The organism is Streptomyces sp. NPDC051677 (assembly GCF_044453465.1).
In the GTDB taxonomy this organism is placed as follows: Bacteria; Actinomycetota; Actinomycetes; order Streptomycetales; family Streptomycetaceae; genus Streptomyces.
The window spans coordinates 1-18,863 of sequence record NZ_JBITCT010000023.1; the positions used below are offsets into that span (position 1 = coordinate 1).

Here is an 18,863-nt window from a genome sequence, read left to right on the forward strand (position 1 = left end):
TCCCAGCATGGGCATGACGAGCAGTCGCCCCGGACGAGTATCAGTCCCACGATCGAGCGATCACGAACCGGGGAAGATCGGACTTAACGTCCACTTAAAGGATGCTCGCATGATGCTGGCCCACCCCCGGCCGGCAAGCGACCGCGCCGATGTGCCACCACGCGTACCATGTTGGGTGGTTGGCAACATACGTCACGGTGGCTCACACACTCCCTCTGCGCCTGCCCCGGGACCTTGCCGCAACACTGGGAGGGGTGCACGACGCTGGGCGGTAAGAAACGGTCCTCTGACGGAGGACACCATGCCATCAAAGGCTTCGCTTTTCAGTTCGACGCGTCTCTTCTACAAGTTCTGACGAACCCCGGTGTCGCCGTCGAGATCGAGGGTGCACAAGATATCGGCGTTCACACCTTCCATATCCAGGTCAAACACAGAAGTGTTCCCTATAGCCTTTCGCGGATTGCGCCAGCGGTCCAGCAAATGGTGCACCAGTTCTCCGCCGACAATACCGCGAGATTCGCACTCTACGGTCATTTCCCCGACCGAACTCCGGGCGGGACACTGCGACTCAGCAGGGAAGAACTCGAAAGTGCCCTGGGAGAATTTTCCAAGGACTACAGCAATGACATCAAAGAGTGGTTCACGAAATCCTTCGAGGTAATTTTCGCTCCGGACTTCGTTTCACAATTCAGTACAGTCATTAATCACCTGAAGAGAGCACTTCGGGCCCGGAACGAAGCAGAAGCCTTTTGCTGGCATGCTGTCATTCATGGCTACCTGCGTGATGTCATCCTGAAACGGCCACCCGGAGAACGGAGAATCACACTTCGCGATCTGAGGGATCTAGTGCATCAGGCTCGTGCAGCCGTGTTCGAAGCCAGTTACGCTCAGATCTGCGGCCATGAAAAGTACTTGAGACTGCTTCGCGAGCAGTACAAAAGCGCCACCGCACATGTGCCCCCACGAGAGCGACTCCTCATCATCGAATGCGACGATCAGACTCACCCGCTGGATCTGGTTGACGTTGTGGTGTGCCTCCGTCGTCGATACTTCGCCGGCGAGTCACCGGCACCATACGTAAGCTTCCGCGGTCCTGTCGAATTGATCTCACTTAAGCATGCTCTGTGGCAGCAAAGAGAGCACTTTCATGACGGGTTTGACTATGGCGGTGCAGATTTCAGCGTCCAAAGTCTCGTTTCCCCGCCCCTCCCCGGCCATGGAATCAAGCTGGTCGATTACCCGCTACTGGCACAAATGGTCGGTCAGGTGAAAATAAATGAAGTACACGACTTCTACCTCACTGACCCATCCGAGAACCAATTCCGTGACGCCAGGGTTCGACATGTGATCGTGGAGTCACCTTCTGACCTGTGTGAAGTTTTCAAGACTGGGGGAAGCAGTGTCAAGCGCTGAGGTTGTCGGAGTCTACCCCGATCGTATTAAGATCGCCGTCACTGACATTAAGGAGCTGTCCGAGGGGGATCCGCTTAAGGTTGGCTCGTATTTGCGAGTATTCGATAGCGCCGATTGTTCCATCATTGCAATCATTGAAAACTTCTCAATCGAGCTCAAGCCGGTTTCTTCGGGAAATGGATCGGGGCCTTCGGAACACCAGCGGGTGTACATCCTGGAAGCACTTCCGCTCGGATTCCTCGACGCAGATGACAACTTTGAGAGGGGCGGAGGCAGCATTGCCATCCCTCCTAAATCGGTCGAAGTGGCCACACGCAGCGAAGTTCAAAAGGTATACGACACCGTTCCGGATGAAAAGAAGTTCCTGTTTGCTCAACTGGCACACGAACGCCACGTTGATGTCCCAGTTGACGGAGACAAGTTCTTTAACCGGCACCTCGCGATTGTTGGTTCCACTGGATCTGGAAAGTCGCATGCGATGGCTAGGATCATTCAAACTGCAACCAGCATAAGAGATTCCCGCCACGGAGACTACCGGCTCAATAACACACACATCGTAATTTTTGACATTCACTGCGAATATCAGACTGCATTTCCTGACGCGACCTTTCTCAATGTTGATCAGCTCACACTGCCCTTCTGGTTGCTGAATTCGGAGGAGCTCCAAGATCTCCTGATCGAGAGCAGGGAAGAACAATCTCACAACCAAGTCGCCGTCTTGAAGCGCGCGGTGACCGATAGTCGTCGAGCGCACTTTGATGGCGAAGAGAAGCTGAGGGAGCGAATTCACTACGACTCACCTCTAAGGTTTGATTTTGAAGACGTGCTTAGGGCGGTCCGCAACAAAAATGAGGAGATGATTGACGGGGCGCGCGGCCAAAAGCAAGGACAATTGCATGGAAAGCTGGATAATTTCATCACTCGCCTGGAGAATCGCGTTCACGATCGAAGGCTCGACTTCTTGATGGGAAAGAGAGCGCAAGAAACGACGCTTGAGGAGACATTGCGGCAATTTACCGGTTACACGAATGGATCCACATCAAATGTAACCGTAATCGACCTCAGTGGTGTCCCCTTCGAGGTTTTGAGCATCACTGTTTCGCTCATTTCACGACTCCTCTTCGACTATGCCTACTACTACAAGAAGACGCACCCTGAAATGCGAACGGATACCCCGCTTTTGGTGGTGTATGAGGAAGCTCACAAATATGTCCCAAAGGGTGGGCCAGCAAAATATAACGCCGCCCGGACCGCGATTGAAAGAATCGCTAAAGAGGGGCGCAAGTACGGCATCACGGCAGCAATTGTCAGCCAAAGGCCATCGGAAATCTCCGAGACAATCTTTTCTCAGTGCAGCAACTTTCTAGCAATGCGATTGACGAACCCCGAGGATCAGAACTATGTCAAGCGACTAATTCCTGACTCTCTCGGGCCGTTGACTCAGTCACTACCCATGCTTTCCTCAGGTGAGGCACTGCTCATCGGAGATGCCGCTGTAATGCCTTCGCTCGTATGCCTGGAGGAAGCTCTGCCGGTTCCTTCGTCAAGCGACGTGCGATACCTTCAGGAATGGGTGCGCCCTTGGCACGACGTACTGTTCCCGCCGATCGTTGCCGATTGGGAGCACTAAACACTAGGAGATGAGGAGTATCAGCGATCGTCTTCTCTACGGGCCGCAGCCGGGCCGCGCGTGCATAACAATGACTAACCGATCTTGATGTAATGAGTCCACATCAGGAAGAAGGCAGCAGCCAAGAGCGCAAATAGAGCTACCATCAGGATGGTTTGACGAACCTGGCGAATCCGCATGCTTAGCGTTGATGTGTCTCTAATTAGGAGGAAGGCTGCGGCGAACGCGACCGGGACAAGGATGACACTTAGATCTTTGGCGGTTAGTCCATGACTGGGCACCACGAACTTGTCCTTGACAAAATCAGGCGCGTCCGCAGTGATGCGCCTGACTAGCAAGCAGAAGGCAAACAGTGTGATCAGAATTGTGAGATTAAGCATCCATGATTGGATTCTGGTAAGGCGTAGCGGCGCTTCAATATAGAAGCGCTCACGCCGGCACTCCGTAGAATCTTGACGAAGATACAGCTCGAACGTGCGCTCTTCCTCGTCGACTCTGTCCTCGGTAATATCTCTCTTGTTCTCATCGCTAACCCTGGGCCATCCATTCGATGTTTTTAGAAGAACTGATGGGTCGGAAACTCGAATGCTCACGTGGTTGGTCTCCGCGTCGGCAAAAGCCACCATGTGCCATGAGTGTTGCTTGAAGAGCCTCGCCATTGACCCGTGCCGGTCCAGGTCTCGTTCGGGCCGGAAGTAGATCGCTCTCCGGTCCTCTACCGTGATGGCGAAAGATTTATTGAATGGTACCCTGCACCTCACAAAGGTCATCCATCGGTATCCGTAGGCGAAGTATGCGATAAGAAATCGATGCGCTTCAGGAGTGGGCTTTCCATTATTGTATGCCTCCACAACTGCAGTTCGAATGTAGGCCAGAAGGTTGCTAACGTCTTGCATCTCGGGTTGGCGAACATCAGCGTGCTGCCGGAATCTATCGCGCCTGCGTTTCAATTCCTCAATGAAATACGGAATTCCGATAATCGGATGTTCTGTACCGCTGAGGTAATCTGCAATGACGTAATGCCGGGCTACCTTGTTGATTTCTTCAGCTTCATGCTTCCATGATGGAAATGGACGCTCTACATTGAATGGAATGTCCAACTCTTTCGATTGCAGGTATTCCCTTTGAGGCAGGAATTCAGGATATCCCGTGCGGTCATGGTAGCCGATAAGGTCATACTTCCTCACGATGCGCTCATAGGGCTCGGACGGATGGTAAAATAGGAAGGTCAGGAAGTCGATTAGATGCACTGGCTCATGATTGGTCGGCATAAGATCAGCACCTCTAGCCAACTGAATGACATATTTGGCTGCAATTCTTGCACTTTCATCTTTAGATAGGCGATGAACCTGCTTTCCCGCCACGGTGATCCTTAGGTCAAGTAGAGGGATCTTCGGCATTTCCGTGACGGGTAGAATGAGCTCGATTTCGTTGCTACCGTCTAGGGTTAGCGAAGTCATCTCAGACAGCCTGCCTCGCATCCATTCCGCTCGATCTGAATCCTCATGCAGAACTTCTTTGAGCGACCTCACATGGATTTCTCGATGACGTTCAGACCAGAACGCGCTCGACAGTTCGATTCGCTCAATCGCTCGCAGTCGCCACAAAGGCATATCTGTTAGCAGTGCTACCGCGGCGTTATCGAATGAGTCGAATGGCTTCCCCATGACAGCTCCAGTGTTCTAGACGGATGTAATCCCTATTCCAGGTGATCATTATAGGTATGCCTTTTGTGCACCCCTTGGCGGATAGAATTCACCTTAAAGAGTTCTTCGTTCTGTGATTTTCTGACTTGCTTGCCCATGGTCACTCTCGTGCACGCGGGGTTGCCCCGGGTACGGTCGTAGTCGTGTCTGGCGTGCGTCGGGTTGGTCGCCTGTGAGCGTGCGCTGGTTGATCGCGCGCGACTAGGGGAGCTGGTACGGGCATGGCGGTTGACGCTGCTCGCACGGACGAGGGGTTCACGTCGGCTGGGGCTGCGCGGGTGTTACGTGCCGCGTGCCGGACGGCTGGGCTCGACGACAGAGGCGCGGAGCTGATCCGCTTCGGGGAGAACGCGTTGTTCCGGCTGGCCTCGGTGCCGATGGTCGTACGCATCGCGCGGGGCAAGGAGTGGATGTCCACGGCGCGCAAGGAAGTGGCTGTGGCCCGGTGGCTTGCAGTAGAGGGGTTCTCGGCCGCTCGCATCGTGGAGGATGTCGAACAGCCGCTCTTGGTGGACGGGCACCCTGTGACGTTCTGGCATCTGATCGTCGAGGGGGACCGCAAGGCTACATACGGGGAGCTGGGCGGGATCCTGCAAGACCTGCACTCGCTGACCGTTCCCGCCGGCCTCGACCTGCCGTCGTTTGATCCCTTCGGGAAGCAGGAACTGCGGATCGACAAGGCTGCGATCCCGGAGGATGACCGGGCCTTTCTGCGGAAGCGGTGGCGGGAGCTGCGGGACAAGTACGCGGAGCTGCGGTTCGAGTCGCCCAAGGGGCCGGTGCACGGGGATGCGCACGTGCAGAACCTGATGGTGGATGACCAGGGGCGGGTGGTCCTGATCGACTTCGAGGCGTTCTGCTTCGACCATCCTGAGTGGGATCTCATGGTGACGTCCGTGGAGCATCACAGTCTCGGCTGGCAGACCGATGCGCAGTACGCTGATTTCGTCGCCGCGTACGGGCGGGATCTGTACGACTGGCACGGGTACGAGACCCTGCGTGGGCTGCAAGAGTTCGGTATGACGACGTGGCTCATGCAGAACGTGCGGGAGAACGAGGAGACGGCGGCTGAGTACCGGCGGCGTATCGCCGGCCTCCGGGATGATCAGGGGCCTCGGGACTGGCGGCCCTGGTAGCTGTCAGTCGTCCTCGTCCAGGCGGGCGAACGCGTCGTTCACCTTCTCGTTGAAGGCGGCCACGGCCGGCGTCGTCGCGTGTACGCCGATCTCGCGCTGGAAGTCGGTGACGTAGCGCTGGAAGCGTGAGGACTGAAGGGAGTCGCCGCCCTCGACTGCGAGGCTCGCGGTTGTGAGGGCGGCCTCTACCTCGCCGTTGAGTAACTGGCTCTGGGCCAGCACCATGCGGCAGAAGCCGAGGGTTCGGGCGTACTTCGGGTCGGTGCTGTCCACGGCTCGTTGGGCCTGCTCGGCGGCTTCACGTCGCATCTTGAGGTCGCGGAAGCAGTGGCAGAGTTCGCCCATGAGTTCGGCTTCGTCGAAATAGGCGAGCCAGGCTGGGTCCTCGGCGGAGTCGGCGCGCTCGAAGTGTCGTGCGGCCTCGTTCATTGCACGGGTAGCTGCGATGCGGTCGCCCGCGTTGGACAGGGCGCGGGCTTCCATGGCTGCGTAGTTCGCCATGGCGCGTGGGGTGGCTCGTCCCTTGGCGCCCTCGACTGCGGCGCGGGCAAGCTGGATGGCTTGGGCGTGGTTGCCCAAGTAGTTCGCCTGGTGGCTGAGGTTGCCGAGGATGCGGGCCCCGAACATTCGGTCGTCGATGACCTGCGACAGGCGCAGCGTGGATGTGAGGTAGCGGTGGGCAAGTCGGTGGTTGCCGGTGTCGTACGCGGTCCACGCCAGTAGTTGGGAGACCTCGGCTGCGGCACCGAACAGGGCCGTTCCCACCTTCGCGCTGTAGCTCACGCTCAGCAGGGGCAGGACCTCGTAGCGGAAGTAGTGACGTAACGCCCGGTGGCCGTGGCCTCCGCCGTACTTGAAGTCGAGCTGCATGAAGGTAGCGGCGGCGTCCCTGATCGCGCGCACGTCACGCATGCCGACGCGCTGTTGCGCCGGCCGATCGGTCTCGATGCCGTCGGGGCGGGCGATCATCCATGACAGGACCGCTGAGCTGAGGTCGGCGTCCGAGACGATCAGATGGTCCGTCGTAGACGCGTCGGCGCGCTCCTGGGCGAGTCCGTCAAGCACATCTAGGGCCTCTGGGAGCGTGCTGGGGTAGCCGGTTGGCTCCGGTGAGCTTGCCCTGGTGTGGTCGAAGAAGCCGAGATCGCCGGGGGAGACTCGGCGTCCGAGCTTGGCCGAGAGAACGTCGGCCATGATCGCTGCCGTCCCGGGCTTGATGCCGGAGCCGTCGCGCCATCTCTGGATTGCGATGTGAGTTGTCCCGAGATTGATGCCGCGTTTGGCGGCGGCATCCTGCATGCGCTTGGCAAGCCCCTTGTTCGAGACCTGAGCCTCGGTCATGGCTGCGATTAAGTGCGCGTTCGGCTCCCGGTTCATGCTCCCCTGCCAACCCGAGAATGACGGCGAGTGTTCATCCTGTCACAGGAGTTTCACCCAAGGGGGTTCATTGGTGAACCCCCTTGCACCTTGCCGATGTTCACGTGAACCCCCTGGTGAACGCTGCCGGTCTTGCCCGTCTGCCCGTGTACTGGCTTGCGTGATGCAAGCGGTGCCATGAGGGGTCGTACAGGGCCCGGAGAGGGACGTGATGGAGGCAAGAAGAGCTGAACGCCTTGCCCGCGAGGTGGACGCGTTCGACCACTGGTTCGCGGCGTCGAATCCGTCGGAAGGCGGGTACTTCCTGACGGCCTCGCTGTTCGCCGAGTCACCGAACACGGCACGGGTCGCCCGTGACATGACGGCCGTGTTCCTGACGGACGCGGGCGCGGCTGAGTTCGTGGATGACGCCCGGCTGGTCGTGTCCGAACTGGTCGGCAACGTGGTGAACCACGTGGTGCCGGAACGCGGTCTCGCTCGTCCTGGTGGTGCCCGGCGTATCGACATGACGTTCAAGGTCTGGCCCAAGTGGGTGTTCATCGGCGTCGCAGATGAGGACTCCTCGCCCCCGCTCCTGCCGCTCGGAGACGCGTTCTCGCCTGGTCTGGCCGGTGAGCTGTCGGAAGCGGTTCTGCCGGACAACGGCCGTGGCCTGTTCATCGTCCAGCGCCTGGCCTCGTCGGTGTGGTGGCGTCCCGGCGACCTGGGCGGCAAGACCGTCTGGTGCCGATTCGACCGTGACGGCGCTACCACCGAGCGAAAGCCCGACTGATCTCCGGGCCGTCACCCCTGCCACTCCCACGCGATCGGGAGCGGACGACGGCCCGGCGCTGGCTGGAGGTGACCACTCCGGCCAAGAGGCGCGGTCCCTTCTCGGGGCTCTCCCATTCGCTCTGAGGAGGGGCCGCGCTTCACAACCACATACCGAGACCGGGCCACCCCCTATGCCCTGGAAAGCGGAGGGTGACCCGGTTGGGAACACGGCGGTTCCCGGTGCCTGATGGTACCGGGGCCGTCGTGCTGCGTTTCTGCCCTGGTCGAAGGAAGTTGACGATCCGTTACCTAGATCGGGGTCCAAGTGAGCAAGGCAATCGGTATTGGCGAGAACGGGCCGGACGACGGGCCCGGCGTTACGGGGGTCGATCACGGCCTTTGGGTGCGTGGTGTGGACTACATGGCGGGCTGGCGTGTGGCGCGTGCGGCTGCCGATCAGGTGAACCTGGCGCTGCGCGCGGCGGAGTTCGAGCCGTCGCAGTTATGCGCTGTCGCTTCGACGGACGACGTGGGGCACGGGGTAGTTCGTCTGGTGGGCGCGCCCGGTGCGGCCGTTCGACTCGCGGGGCTTCTGACGGGGCTTGTCGACGGTGACGGCGGTCCGCTGTGAGGGGCTTTTCCGCTGGTGAGCGGTGTGCGTGGGCACGTCGTCGGGTGGAGAGACTTTGGGCGGGAGCTGCCATGGGGCGAGTGAACAGGGGGCCTTACGCTGCTCAAGCGAATCGGGCAGGTGGTGCACCTGCCTGCGGTTGTGTCCGATTGGCCCCCTGTTCTTCGAGGCTCGCCCCATGGTGGCTGCCTAAAGTCTCGGAGGCCGGCGACCCCCAGCCACCCGCGCCCCGGCCCTCGACGCCCGGTCGTCCCTTCGACTCCTCGGGCGTGCTGTCGTGTGGGGCGTCCGGCGCTCGGCCGGGACCGGCGGCCACGCCGCACGCCCGGCCGGGGCGGCCGGGCGTCCCGGCGCGCCGCAGGCGCGCCCTTGAGGAAGTGAAGACTGTTTCGACCGATTGCCGTTCGCGGTCATGCCGGGCGGCGTCGGGTGGGTTCCTTGTCGGCGGTGATCCGGTAGGTGAGTTCGGCGCGGTCGGCTGGGATGCGGAGTTCTTCGAGGATCAGGGCCTGGTCGTCAGTGCCGCAGGTCACGCGGGACACGTGCAGGACCGGGGTCGCGTCGGGAAGGCGCAGGGCGGTGCGTTCGTCGGGCAGCGGCATGCGGGCGCGTACCGTCTCGGACCACCACAGCTTGTGCCCGGCCTTCGTCAGCAGCGCATACACCGTCGCCGGTTCGGCGTCCGGTGCCTCGGCGAGAGCGGGCACGGCCTCCGCCGTGACGAACGGGATCAGCATGCGGTGCATCGCCCGCGCTCCGGATGCCGGGTCGGCGAGCAGCCGGTCACAGCCGAACAGCGCGTCCTCCACCTTCAGTTCCAGCTGATGGGCTGTGGCTTCGGTGGCGTGCGTGCGGTAGGTGGCCGGGTCCTCGGTCTGCTGCCAGGCGGCTACGCCGTGCAGCGTGAAGTGCCCGGCCGGCGTTTTGCCGACGGAGCGGGAGATGCCCGCGGCGGGTCCGCGGTCGGAGCGTACGAAGCTGCCCTTGCCGTGCCGGACGTCGATCAGCCCTTCCGACCGCAGGGCGGCGACCGCGTTGCGGACAGTCGGGCGAGAGACCTGGTAACGCTCCATGAGCTGGGCTTCCGAGGGGAGCGGGGCGCCGGGTTCGTACTCGCCGGACAGGATCGCTTCGCGGATGGCCGCGGCCACCTGCTGGTAGAGGGCTCCGGGGCGCTGGATCTCCGACATCTGGGCATCTCCGACGGGTCGGGGTCATAGGCACGTCGCACGCGCGGCGTCACTCGTCAGCATAAGTAGTTGCGCTCTCGCCGTACAGCACTCCATAGTCATAACTCGTAAGGACAAGTGACGTCAGTATCAGTCTGGCGTTCCTGCTGGCCAGGGAGGCCGAAGAAAATGCAGTCCATTCCCGTGGACACGGCGCGACTGGGCGTACTGCGGTGCGCCATCGCTCCGGAAGTGAAGATCAGTAACTCCGAGACACAGGAGGTGAAGAAGGACCGGGACGGCAACCCCGTCTACACGGTGGCCGTGACCGTGCGGCAGGACCGGCGGCGGATCTCCGTCATCGAGATCGCCGTCAGCGGCGAACCGAAGGGCATCGACGAAGGACAGATCGTGAAGGTCACCGGCTTGGTGGCGTTCATGTGGGCCATGGGCGACCGGCACGGCGTCAGCTTCCGCGCCGACGCCATCACCCCCGTACACGCCACCCCGGCAGCGCAGGCCAAGGGCGGTGGTGCGTGATGGGACCGATCGTGCTCGCCTTCGCCCTGGCCGTTCTCGCCTGGATGCTCGTCGTCGGTGACCTGGTGCGCCGGCACCGCCCGGTCTGGCACTGGTACGTCGTCGGCTACCCCATGACCGCCTGGCGGGTGGTGTCCACCTGGCGGCGGGTCTCCGTCCTGAACGACCTTGCAGTGTCCCGGCTCCCGGCCCGGACCCTCGTCGGTCACCTGCTGGTCAAGGGGGACCCGGTACGGCCGGTCGCTCCGCGCTGCTCGTTCCCGCGCGTCACCCCGATGGGGTTGTCCGTGGTGGTGCGGCTGCACGCGGGCCAGACCCCGGCGACGTATCTGAAGGCGGCGGACGCCTTCGTCCACGCGTGGAAGGTGCACGCGGTGCGGGTCACCTCACCGGAACGCGGCCTCGTGCTGCTGACCGCCATGGCTCATGACCCGCTTCAGCGGCCCGGCTTAGCCACGGCCCCGGCCGAACTCCTCTCCGCTCTGATCGGCGCAGTGGAGACCGGTGGGGCGTGGGTGATGAACCTGCGCCTGGTCCCGCACTGGCTGATCACCGGGGCCACCCGCTCGGGCAAGTCCACGCTGCTGGCCCGGCTCATCACCCAACTCGCCACACAGCGCGTCGCCCTGGTAGGCATCGACTGCAAGGGCGGCATGGAACTCGGCCTGTTCACCACACGTCTGACCGCGCTGGCCACCTGTCGTCGTGAGGCCGTGGCCGTGCTCACCGCCCTGGTGGTCGACATGCAGGAGCGGATGAGTGCCTGCCGGTCGGCCGGGGTCCGTTCGATCTGGGAGCTCCCGGACAAGCTCCGCCCCGTGCCGGTCGTGGTGCTGGTCGACGAGATCGCGGAACTGTACCTGGCGGACGGCACTCGCGAGAGCAAGGCGGAAGCCGAGCAGTGCTCCACGCTCCTGCTGCGGCTGGCCCAGCTCGGAGCGGCCCTCGGCATTCACCTGGTCGTGGCCGGCCAACGCGTCGGATCCGACCTTGGTCCCGGCGTCACCGCGCTGCGTGCCCAGCTCGGGGGCCGTATCTGCCACCGGGTCAACGACCCTGGCACGGCGGAAATGACCCTCGGCGACCTCAACAAGGACGCGGTGGCCGTCGCCCAAGCCATCACGGCAGAGGAACGCGGGGTGGCCGTCTGCACCGGCCCGGACGGCGGATGGAGCCGTGCCCGCTCCCACCTCACCCCGACGGATGAGGCCGTGGCCACGGCCCGCAAGTACGGCGCGATGACCCCGGAATTGTCCCTCGTCACCCGCGCGCTTGCCGCGCTGGAAGGAGAGTCGAAGTGATCAGCGAAGGTACGGCGTTCACGTTCGCGGTGATCTTCGGGATCATCACCGTCCTCCTCGTCCGCTCCCGCGACGTGCGCGCCTGGGAAGCCGTCTGCGTCGGCCTGTTCGGCGTCTACCTCGGCCAGACCCCGGTGGTCTTCACCATCCACGGGCTCGTGACCTGGTTCATCAGCGGCTTCTCCCACACCTGAGCAGAGAGGACACCCCGGCCATGCCCATGCCTCGCGTGAGGTGCCCCCACTGCAAGGGGGACGGTGCCCGTAAGACCTGGACCGGACGGATCCGGCGCTGCCGCGTCTGCCGCGGTACCGGCACCATCCGCTGACCCCCCCCCGCCACCACACCCGACGACGCAGGGAGTGATCCCCATGCCCCACCTCGCACCACCCACCTACATCCCTGCCGCTGCGGCGGCCCACTCCGGAAGGCCACCACCATCACCCCGCACTACACCCAGGCTGACAGGCGCGCCGCTCTCGACCGCGCGGCGCGCCTGCGTCAGCTCCCCGAAACCGACCGTGACGCGATCCGCCTCGCACAAGATCCGCAGTTCTCCCGTTGGCTGGAGCAGATCACCGCCACGGGCGGATGCGCTCACCCCATCCACCTCTCCGGCTCCACCACCACCCTGGACCGCGCGACCGGTGAAATCCTCCACCACTACGACACCCGCAACGAACCCGGCGAACGGCTCCTCGTCCGCTGCCGCAACCGCCGCGCCACCATTTGCCCGGCCTGCTCCCGACTCCACGCCGGAGACACCTACCACCTCGTCCGCGCTGGCCTCCTCGGCGGCAAGAACGTTCCCCCAGCTGTCCGATACAGGCCTCGGCTGTTCGTCACCCTCACCGCCCCCTCCTTCGGGCCGGTCCACCGTGCTGGGGGACAGTGCCGCCCCCGCCGCGACGGCGGCACCTGCGAGCATGGACGCTCCCTCGGTTGCGGCACGCTCCACGCCCCGGATCCCCCGATTGTGGGCCAACCGCTCTGCTCCGACTGCTACGACTACACCGGCCACGTCCTCTGGCACGCGCACGCATCCAAGCTGTGGGACCGGTTCGTGATCGACGTGCGGCGGCGGCTCGCCTCCTCCGTCGGCATCGTTCAGTCCCACTTCGCCGACCACGCCCGACTCTCCTTCGCCCGCGTTGCCGAGTATCAGAAGCGGGCGGCCGTCCATGTCCATGCGGTTGTCCGCCTCGACGGACCGGCCGGATCCGCCGACGAACCCCCCGCCTGGGCCACCGTGCAACTCCTCACCGATGCCGTGCGCAAGTCTGCCCGGCGGGTCCTGGTCCGCTCGTCCTACAGCCCTGCAGTTGGTGAACAGGCCTTGCGTTGGGGTGATCAGATCGACGCCCGGCCGCTGCACACCGACAGTGACGGGCCTCGTGACGACGCTGTGGCCGCTTACGTCGCCAAGTACGTGACCAAGGGGGCGAGTGAGACCGGCGCCGGCCTCGACCATCCGCTCACCACCTGGGCTGAAGTCGAGTCGGCACCTGTCAGCGCACACGTCCGCATTCTCATGGGGACGTGTTGGCGTCTTGGCGGCCTCACCGAGTACGCGCCTCTCCGTCTTCGGGCCTGGACCCACACCCTCGGCTACCGCGGCCACATCCTCACCAAATCCCGCGCCTACTCCACCACCTACGCCGCGCTGCGCGCCGAACGCGCCCACCACGTGGGCCACAACGACGCTCCCGATGTGATCACGGAGCGCAACTGGCGTTACGTCGGCTCCGGCCACACCCCCGGCGCGGCCCTCATCGCGGCCGGAGTCGCCGAAGACCTCGCCTCCAACCGAGAAGCCGTCCGCGACGAGCGCAAGGGGGGTGAGCGCGCATGAGGGGCGGCTCGAACCGGCTCCTGACGCCTGCTCAGACTGCCGAGTTCCTGGCCGTGTCCCTGCACACCCTCTACGGCAGTTGGAGGACGTGGGGGCTGACTGGCTACCGCGTTGGCAAGCATCTCCGTTTCCGAGAAAGGGACTTGGAATCTTGGTTAAGCAAACGCGTCGTCAACTAGTGCGTATAGAATATTGGTGCTGAGTAGGTCGAGTGAAGGGGGACCCGGTCATGGGTTCGATCATCAAGCGGTGTGACTGTCCCGTCACGGCATGGGACCGGTGCCCGCATCCCTGGATAACGCGCTGGCGTGAGCCTGGCGGTCGGTCGGGGCGGCAGCGAGAGAAGTCGTTCGAGTCGGGCGCGACCGGCAAGAAGTTAGCTGCCAAGTGGGAGCGCAAGGTCGAACGCGACAAGGACACCGGGTCGTACATCGACCCCGAGCAGTCCAAGCGGACGTTCGCCGACGTCTGGGACGAGTGGCTGAACGCGGGGTCGGACGAGGACCAGTTGGCCCCATCGTCGCGCGCGCAGTACGCGAGCATCTACAAGAACCACTACGCCGAGTTCTTCGGCCCTCGTCCCATCGGTGCCATCACGGCAAGCGACGTCGCCCGGTGGGAAACGCTCCAGAAGGAGAAGGGGTACAAGCCGTACGGCATCCATACGCGGAAGGTCGTCCTGGCCTCGCTCTTCAAGTACGCCTGGACGGCCGAGATCATCCCGCGCAACCCGTGTAAGAAGGCGGAGGCGCGCAAGCGAAAGGGGCCCGCCTACCGTCCGATCGATCCGGCCGAAGTGCCGACGACCGGTGAGGTTGAGGCGATCTTCGACGAGATCCAGCCCTACTACCGCTCAGTGGTCTGGAGTATGGCGGGATGCGGTCTCCGTGTCGGTGAGGCGATGGCGCTGTGCGAGCAGAAGTGGGAGCAGGACACCGGGTTCGTGAAGGTCAACGCCCAGCTCTCCACGTTCGGCGCGAACGAGGGTGCAGGACGCGGAACGGCGATCCGGGATGAGGTGAAGTGGTCCAGGACGGGCCGCAGGGTTCCGGTCCCGGAGATCACTGATGAGGCGTGGCGCGCCCACATCGCCACGTACGGCACCTGGGGCGATGAGGGGTGGTTCTACGAGTCCGAGACGTACGCGAACCGCTTCCCGTCGCGGACGACCTTCACCGACCGGTGGAACAAGGCGACCGAGGATGCGAGGCTGAAGCATCGGGGCCTCACCCCGAAGTCCCTTCGGCACTACTTCGCATCGGTGGCCATCGCGGCCGGCGTCCCGCTCCCGGAGCTTGCGGTGTGGATGGGGCACGCCAGCAGCAAGACGACCGAGCAGGTGTACATCCATCTTCTTCCGGGTGCGGAAGAACGGATCAAGGGCGCCGTGGCGCGGGCCGTCGTCCGTGATCTCTCCGAGTCGCTCAGCCGGATCCGCTCGGCGTAGGGGTGCTGACTCAGATCCCGTCTTTCCTGAACTCTGAGGGAGATCAGGCTCCCTTTCGCCAGCGTTCGCCAGCCGAAACTTTGGGTGCGCTAGGGCGTCGGGCTTGGGACTCACTCGATGATGGAGTGTGAAAAGCTCCTCTGGTTCGGCCAGAGGCCACACGTGAGTGCGGCCGGAGCTCTGGGTGCCACCAGGGCCCCGGCCGGGCGGGTGGGCGTTGAGGTGGGGCCGGCCGATCATGTGCCGGTCGGACCCGCTTCACGCAGGCCGCGACTGTGCCGTCCGGTGCCTCTACCTGTCTGCGCCCGCTCTACCGCGCTAGCTGCGCCACGCATCCTGCAACCGCGGTTACAGCGCCGAGAACAGTAATGAGCACCTGGGCACGGGTAGCCGGGTCGAGCTGCTTACGCCGGCGGGCCCTTTTGGCCTGTTTCATGTTCACCTTCCTTCCTCCGGGAGAGCGTTTCACTGCGAACAGGCGGCACACCATCTGGCGCACCCCGGCGAAGCCTCGCGAATACGATCGGCAACTTTCACCGGGCTACTGTCAACTCGGCCGAGAACCTGTGGGTTTGACGTGAGCGGGCAACCCAACACCCGTCTCTCGGATCTGGGGCCTGACCAGCCGATCCAAGGGCGAACTCGCGAGGCTGGGCACCCAACCAACGCGTCCTCGCCGAATTCACGGGAATGGACCTCATGCTCAACCGACGCGGCTTGGTGGGCGCGGGTGCCACGCTCGCCGCGGGTTCCGCACTCGGCAGCGCCGTGTACGACTGGCTGCACGCCGATCCGGTACTTGAAGGCCGACGCCCCTGATGCCGACAACTCCCCGCACGCCCACCCTGCTGGGATCGACCGCTGCGTGGCAGTCCTCACCGGGGCGCAGGAGATCGAAAAACTGGAGGGCTCGGTGGCGTTCCGGGCCTGGGACGCGGCTTGCGGCGGCGGGCTACAGCGCAAGGCGGCGGTGGGGCAGCTCAACGAGGTGGGCGGCATGCTCGCCTACCACCACCCCGAACATCTCCAGCGGTGCCTGTGGGTCGTCGCCGCCAAGCTCGCCGACCTCGCCAGCTGAATTCCACCCCTGGCAGATCCAGGCGGCGGGTTGAAGGCACGGGCGCTCAGCACAACCTGTGCTGAGCAGGTGCTGAGTTAAGGCGCGATTGCTAGGAAAACCGCCTGGTGATTGCGCCTCTTGACTTTAACGTCGAGTTCTACACCGGCGTGGGCACCACGCTTGAGATGCCCGTCATGCTCGCGCCCGTCCCGAACGTCATCGACTTCTCGGACAAGAAGGTCCTCATCACCGACGACGTCGCCGACACGGGCAAGACCCTCAAGCTGGTCCGCGACTTCTGCCTGGACACCGTCGCCGAGGTACGCAGCGCCGTCATCTACGAGAAGTCGCACTCGCTCGTGAAGTGCGAGTACGTGTGGAAGCGGACCGACGACTGGATCAACTTTCCGTGGAGTGTTCTGCCTGTAGTGCGCAGGTCGGGGGAGCAGATCACTCCGTCCCTGGAAGCGCTCTGACCTGCGAGTATCAACGAAGGCCCCTCGGTTGATCATTGAGGGGCCTTCGCAGGCCTGCTGATGGCTGGACCTGGACCTGGGCCTGGACCTGGGCCTGACGCGGGGCCCGAACGCCGTGCCAGTGCGGCTCGCCTGAGCACGTGAGGTCTCGCCGGGCAGTGCTTCCCGGACACCGGTCGCGGTCTCGGCGACGACCTGGCTCTGCCGTGGTCGCTCTGTCGTAGAGCATGGCCCCGGCGAACCGCGCGAGGGCCACAGCCGCGGCGACACAACGCTGCGGCGGTAGCCGGCCCACCGGCCGCCCGCGGACCGGGTCGGCCGACGCCGCCGTCGTCTCCAGCGACTCACAGCCGGGGGCCGCACCGACAACCGGTCCGCCACCAGCCTTCTTGCTCCGGCCCGCAACGCATTCGGCTTCCGTGACGCCGAAAACGAACCGTGTCACGACGTACCGGGCGGGCCAGGCCATCGAATCTTCTGGATGAGGGCCGGTAGTACTTCAGTAGCAATCGCCGCCTCCCCATTCACTTCCGGAGTACAGGGGACGCCTGGGAAACCATTCCTATCATGGGGTGGATCCCGAAAAGACTCTCACTCCCGTGGCTCGATGCACGCTATTGCCAGACAAGGACCTTTCCATGAGTTCTGTTCGAAGCAATGAATGTCAGTTCTTCAAGGGCCTCACCGCGGGACTCGCTGTGGTCGCCGCTACCTGTGGAATCATCGTCATCGCCCTGACCACGCACAACAGCAGCACGCAAGCCGACGCGCCATGGGACTGCAACCGCGACGGAACGGTTTGCAGCTCCTTCTGATCCGCGAATTCGAAGCGCCCGTCACCGTCTTCGGGTGGACGGGTCTCGGTCACCATTCTCATCAATTACCCATCGGTTGTTCACCCGGGGTTAGGAATGCATATGCGCATCGCGAACGATCAGGTCGCCGTCATCACCGGAGGGGCCAGCGGCATAGGCTACGGCCTCGCCGAAGCCCTCGCCGACCGCGGAGTGCGGCTGGTCATCTCCGACATCCGCGAGGAGGGCCTCGACAAGGCGAAGGCGTCGCTGACCGCCGCCGGCGCCGAGGTCACCGCTGTGGTGGCGGACGTCAGCGACGAGGCCTCGGTGCGCGCGCTCGCCGACCGGACCATCGCCGCGTACGGGCGAGTGGACCTGGTCTGCAACAACGCCGGCGTTGTGTCCCCTCCCGCTCCGCTGTGGGAACAGGAGGCGTGGATCTGGGAGTTGATGATCGGTGTCAAAGTGCTCGGAGTCGTCCACGGCGTCCAGGCCTTCGCGCCCCTGCTCATCGAGCAGGGCACGGGCCACTTCCTCAACACCGCATCCTCGGGAGGCCTCGCTCCCCTGCCCGACCTCACGCCGTACACCACCACCATGCACGCGGTCGTGGGGCTGACCGAGACGCTCGATCAGGAGTTGAAGCGCGTGGCGCCCGCGCTGGGCGCGACCGTGCTCTGTCCGGGGCTCGTCGACACGCCCCTTGGTCAGAACTCCGCAGCGCTCGGCGCCATCGAGTTGCAGGCCGGCGCTGCCGTTTCGATGCAGAACGCCGCCGCACGCTTCGGCGGGAGACTCTCTCCGCGCGAGGTCGCGGAGTCGGCGATCGCCGCCATCGAGGCCGACCGGGTCCATGTCGCCCCCGGCGGCGACGTCCTCGAGCGAGCACAGGCGCGCGTCACAGCCCTGCTCGCCGACATCGCCGAGGGCTGACTCCGCACGTATCTCCGCACGTATCTCTGCCAACTGCCTGCAGGCTCAGTTCCCCGGATCACGACGCCTGTTGACTGTTCCCGGCGGGCTCCGGACTGCTCGAACACCCCGGAAGCAGACGGCGTCCGCGGGACACCGGCGTGCCGTGTGGCGGATGGCGGATGTGCCACAGCGTCGATTGCCAGGCCCATCCGGCCAACGCCATCCGGCCAACGCCATCCGGCCAACGCCATCCGGCCGACGCCATCCCGCCGACGTCATGCGGCCCCGGGCCGACGGCGCCCTGTCGGCCGGCTGGCTCGGTGCGTTGCGCGGCCGGTGCGGGGCCACGGGCGACCGGTCATCCGCTCGATGTGATCCCGCTCCTTCTTGAGGCGACTGAGCCTTTCCTCGGTGATGCGGAACCTGTGCACGAGGCTGCCGCTGGGGTCGACTGTGCGCTCGACCAGGCCGTTCTTGAGGAGAGCGGTCGTCTGGCGGTTGAGGGTGGAGGACGCGAGACCGAACGCCTCGACGAGTTCGGGAATCGACCTGGGGCCTGTGCCTCAAGACGACTGAGCAGGACGTAGGCGCTGCGGTCGAGCCCGGACTGCTTGCCTTCTCCGTCTTCCGTGGCCGGCATGAGCGACGCGGCGCTCGTCC

Annotated in this window: 17 protein-coding genes and 2 pseudogenes; 15 read left to right on the forward strand and 4 right to left on the reverse strand. The window is 63.8% G+C overall.

Going from position 1 to position 18,863, the window contains the following annotated elements; genetic code table 11:
* Positions 1-234: 234 nt before the first annotated feature.
* A complete protein-coding gene (locus tag ACIBAF_RS25715) occupies positions 235-1,413 on the forward strand; it encodes a hypothetical protein (protein ID WP_399466018.1) in 1,179 nt (392 codons plus the stop codon).
* A complete protein-coding gene (locus ACIBAF_RS25720) occupies positions 1,400-3,043 on the forward strand; it encodes an ATP-binding protein (protein WP_399466020.1) in 1,644 nt (547 codons plus the stop codon). The genes ACIBAF_RS25715 and ACIBAF_RS25720 overlap by 14 nt, the downstream gene beginning before the upstream one ends.
* A 74-nt stretch (positions 3,044-3,117) precedes the next feature.
* Here the strand turns inward: ACIBAF_RS25720 and ACIBAF_RS25725 are convergent, their stop codons facing one another.
* Positions 3,118-4,710 (reverse strand): hypothetical protein, encoded by a 1,593-nt coding sequence (locus tag ACIBAF_RS25725; RefSeq protein ID WP_399466021.1) that lies wholly within the window; start codon positions 4,708-4,710, stop codon positions 3,118-3,120.
* A gap of 260 nt (positions 4,711-4,970) precedes the next feature.
* Here ACIBAF_RS25725 and ACIBAF_RS25730 point away from each other — a divergent pair, with 260 nt between their 5' ends.
* Complete coding sequence (locus ACIBAF_RS25730) at positions 4,971-5,885, forward strand: aminoglycoside phosphotransferase family protein (RefSeq protein WP_399466022.1); 915 nt, start codon at positions 4,971-4,973, stop codon at positions 5,883-5,885.
* A 3-nt stretch (positions 5,886-5,888) separates the two neighbouring features.
* Here ACIBAF_RS25730 and ACIBAF_RS25735 read toward each other — a convergent pair whose 3' ends face one another.
* Entirely contained in the window at positions 5,889-7,262 is a 1,374-nt protein-coding gene (locus ACIBAF_RS25735; RefSeq protein ID WP_399466024.1) for a sporulation protein, read from the reverse strand.
* A 211-nt stretch (positions 7,263-7,473) separates the two neighbouring features.
* Between ACIBAF_RS25735 and ACIBAF_RS25740 the strand changes: the two genes are divergently transcribed.
* Entirely contained in the window at positions 7,474-8,034 is a 561-nt protein-coding gene (locus tag ACIBAF_RS25740) for an ATP-binding protein (protein ID WP_399466025.1), read from the forward strand.
* 306 nt (positions 8,035-8,340) lie between these two features.
* A complete protein-coding gene (locus ACIBAF_RS25745) occupies positions 8,341-8,646 on the forward strand; it encodes a hypothetical protein (RefSeq protein ID WP_399466027.1) in 306 nt (101 codons plus the stop codon).
* A gap of 410 nt (positions 8,647-9,056) precedes the next feature.
* Here ACIBAF_RS25745 and ACIBAF_RS25750 read toward each other — a convergent pair whose 3' ends face one another.
* Positions 9,057-9,836 carry a GntR family transcriptional regulator gene (locus ACIBAF_RS25750; protein WP_399466029.1) on the reverse strand — a complete coding sequence of 260 codons (780 nt, stop codon included), beginning with the start codon at positions 9,834-9,836 and terminating at the stop codon, positions 9,057-9,059.
* 168 nt (positions 9,837-10,004) lie between these two features.
* Here ACIBAF_RS25750 and ACIBAF_RS25755 point away from each other — a divergent pair, with 168 nt between their 5' ends.
* The 10 genes and pseudogenes from ACIBAF_RS25755 to ACIBAF_RS25800 all read left to right on the forward strand — a co-directional run bounded on the left by ACIBAF_RS25755 (position 10,005) and on the right by ACIBAF_RS25800 (position 18,221).
* Positions 10,005-10,355 (forward strand): hypothetical protein, encoded by a 351-nt coding sequence (locus ACIBAF_RS25755; RefSeq protein ID WP_399466031.1) that lies wholly within the window; start codon positions 10,005-10,007, stop codon positions 10,353-10,355.
* Positions 10,355-11,656: an FtsK/SpoIIIE domain-containing protein gene (locus ACIBAF_RS25760; protein ID WP_399466033.1), complete on the forward strand. Its 1,302-nt coding sequence runs from the start codon at positions 10,355-10,357 to the stop codon at positions 11,654-11,656. The genes ACIBAF_RS25755 and ACIBAF_RS25760 overlap by 1 nt, the downstream gene beginning before the upstream one ends.
* Positions 11,653-11,850, forward strand: coding sequence for a hypothetical protein (locus ACIBAF_RS25765; RefSeq protein ID WP_020130201.1), 198 nt, complete (start codon positions 11,653-11,655; stop codon positions 11,848-11,850). The genes ACIBAF_RS25760 and ACIBAF_RS25765 overlap by 4 nt, the downstream gene beginning before the upstream one ends.
* Before the next feature lie 302 nt (positions 11,851-12,152).
* Positions 12,153-13,508, forward strand: coding sequence for a replication initiator (locus ACIBAF_RS25770; protein WP_399466211.1), 1,356 nt, complete (start codon positions 12,153-12,155; stop codon positions 13,506-13,508).
* Positions 13,505-13,687, forward strand: a complete 183-nt coding sequence (locus ACIBAF_RS25775; RefSeq protein WP_399466035.1) for a helix-turn-helix domain-containing protein — start codon at positions 13,505-13,507, stop codon at positions 13,685-13,687. The genes ACIBAF_RS25770 and ACIBAF_RS25775 overlap by 4 nt, the downstream gene beginning before the upstream one ends.
* A 50-nt stretch (positions 13,688-13,737) precedes the next feature.
* Positions 13,738-14,955 carry a tyrosine-type recombinase/integrase gene (locus ACIBAF_RS25780; protein ID WP_399466036.1) on the forward strand — a complete coding sequence of 406 codons (1,218 nt, stop codon included), beginning with the start codon at positions 13,738-13,740 and terminating at the stop codon, positions 14,953-14,955.
* Between the two features lie 669 nt (positions 14,956-15,624).
* A pseudogene (locus ACIBAF_RS25785) lies at positions 15,625-16,027 on the forward strand (hypothetical protein); the annotation flags it as partial.
* 134 nt (positions 16,028-16,161) lie between these two features.
* Positions 16,162-16,491: pseudogene (locus tag ACIBAF_RS25790) on the forward strand (phosphoribosyltransferase); the annotation flags it as partial.
* Between the two features lie 638 nt (positions 16,492-17,129).
* Positions 17,130-17,306 carry a hypothetical protein gene (locus ACIBAF_RS25795; RefSeq protein WP_399466038.1) on the forward strand — a complete coding sequence of 59 codons (177 nt, stop codon included), beginning with the start codon at positions 17,130-17,132 and terminating at the stop codon, positions 17,304-17,306.
* 102 nt (positions 17,307-17,408) lie between these two features.
* Positions 17,409-18,221 (forward strand): SDR family NAD(P)-dependent oxidoreductase, encoded by an 813-nt coding sequence (locus ACIBAF_RS25800; RefSeq protein WP_399466040.1) that lies wholly within the window; start codon positions 17,409-17,411, stop codon positions 18,219-18,221.
* 257 nt (positions 18,222-18,478) lie between these two features.
* Here the strand turns inward: ACIBAF_RS25800 and ACIBAF_RS25805 are convergent, their stop codons facing one another.
* On the reverse strand, positions 18,479-18,748 hold the full coding sequence (locus ACIBAF_RS25805) for a hypothetical protein (protein ID WP_399466213.1): 270 nt from the start codon (positions 18,746-18,748) through the stop codon (positions 18,479-18,481).
* Between the last annotated feature and the right edge of the window lie 115 nt (positions 18,749-18,863).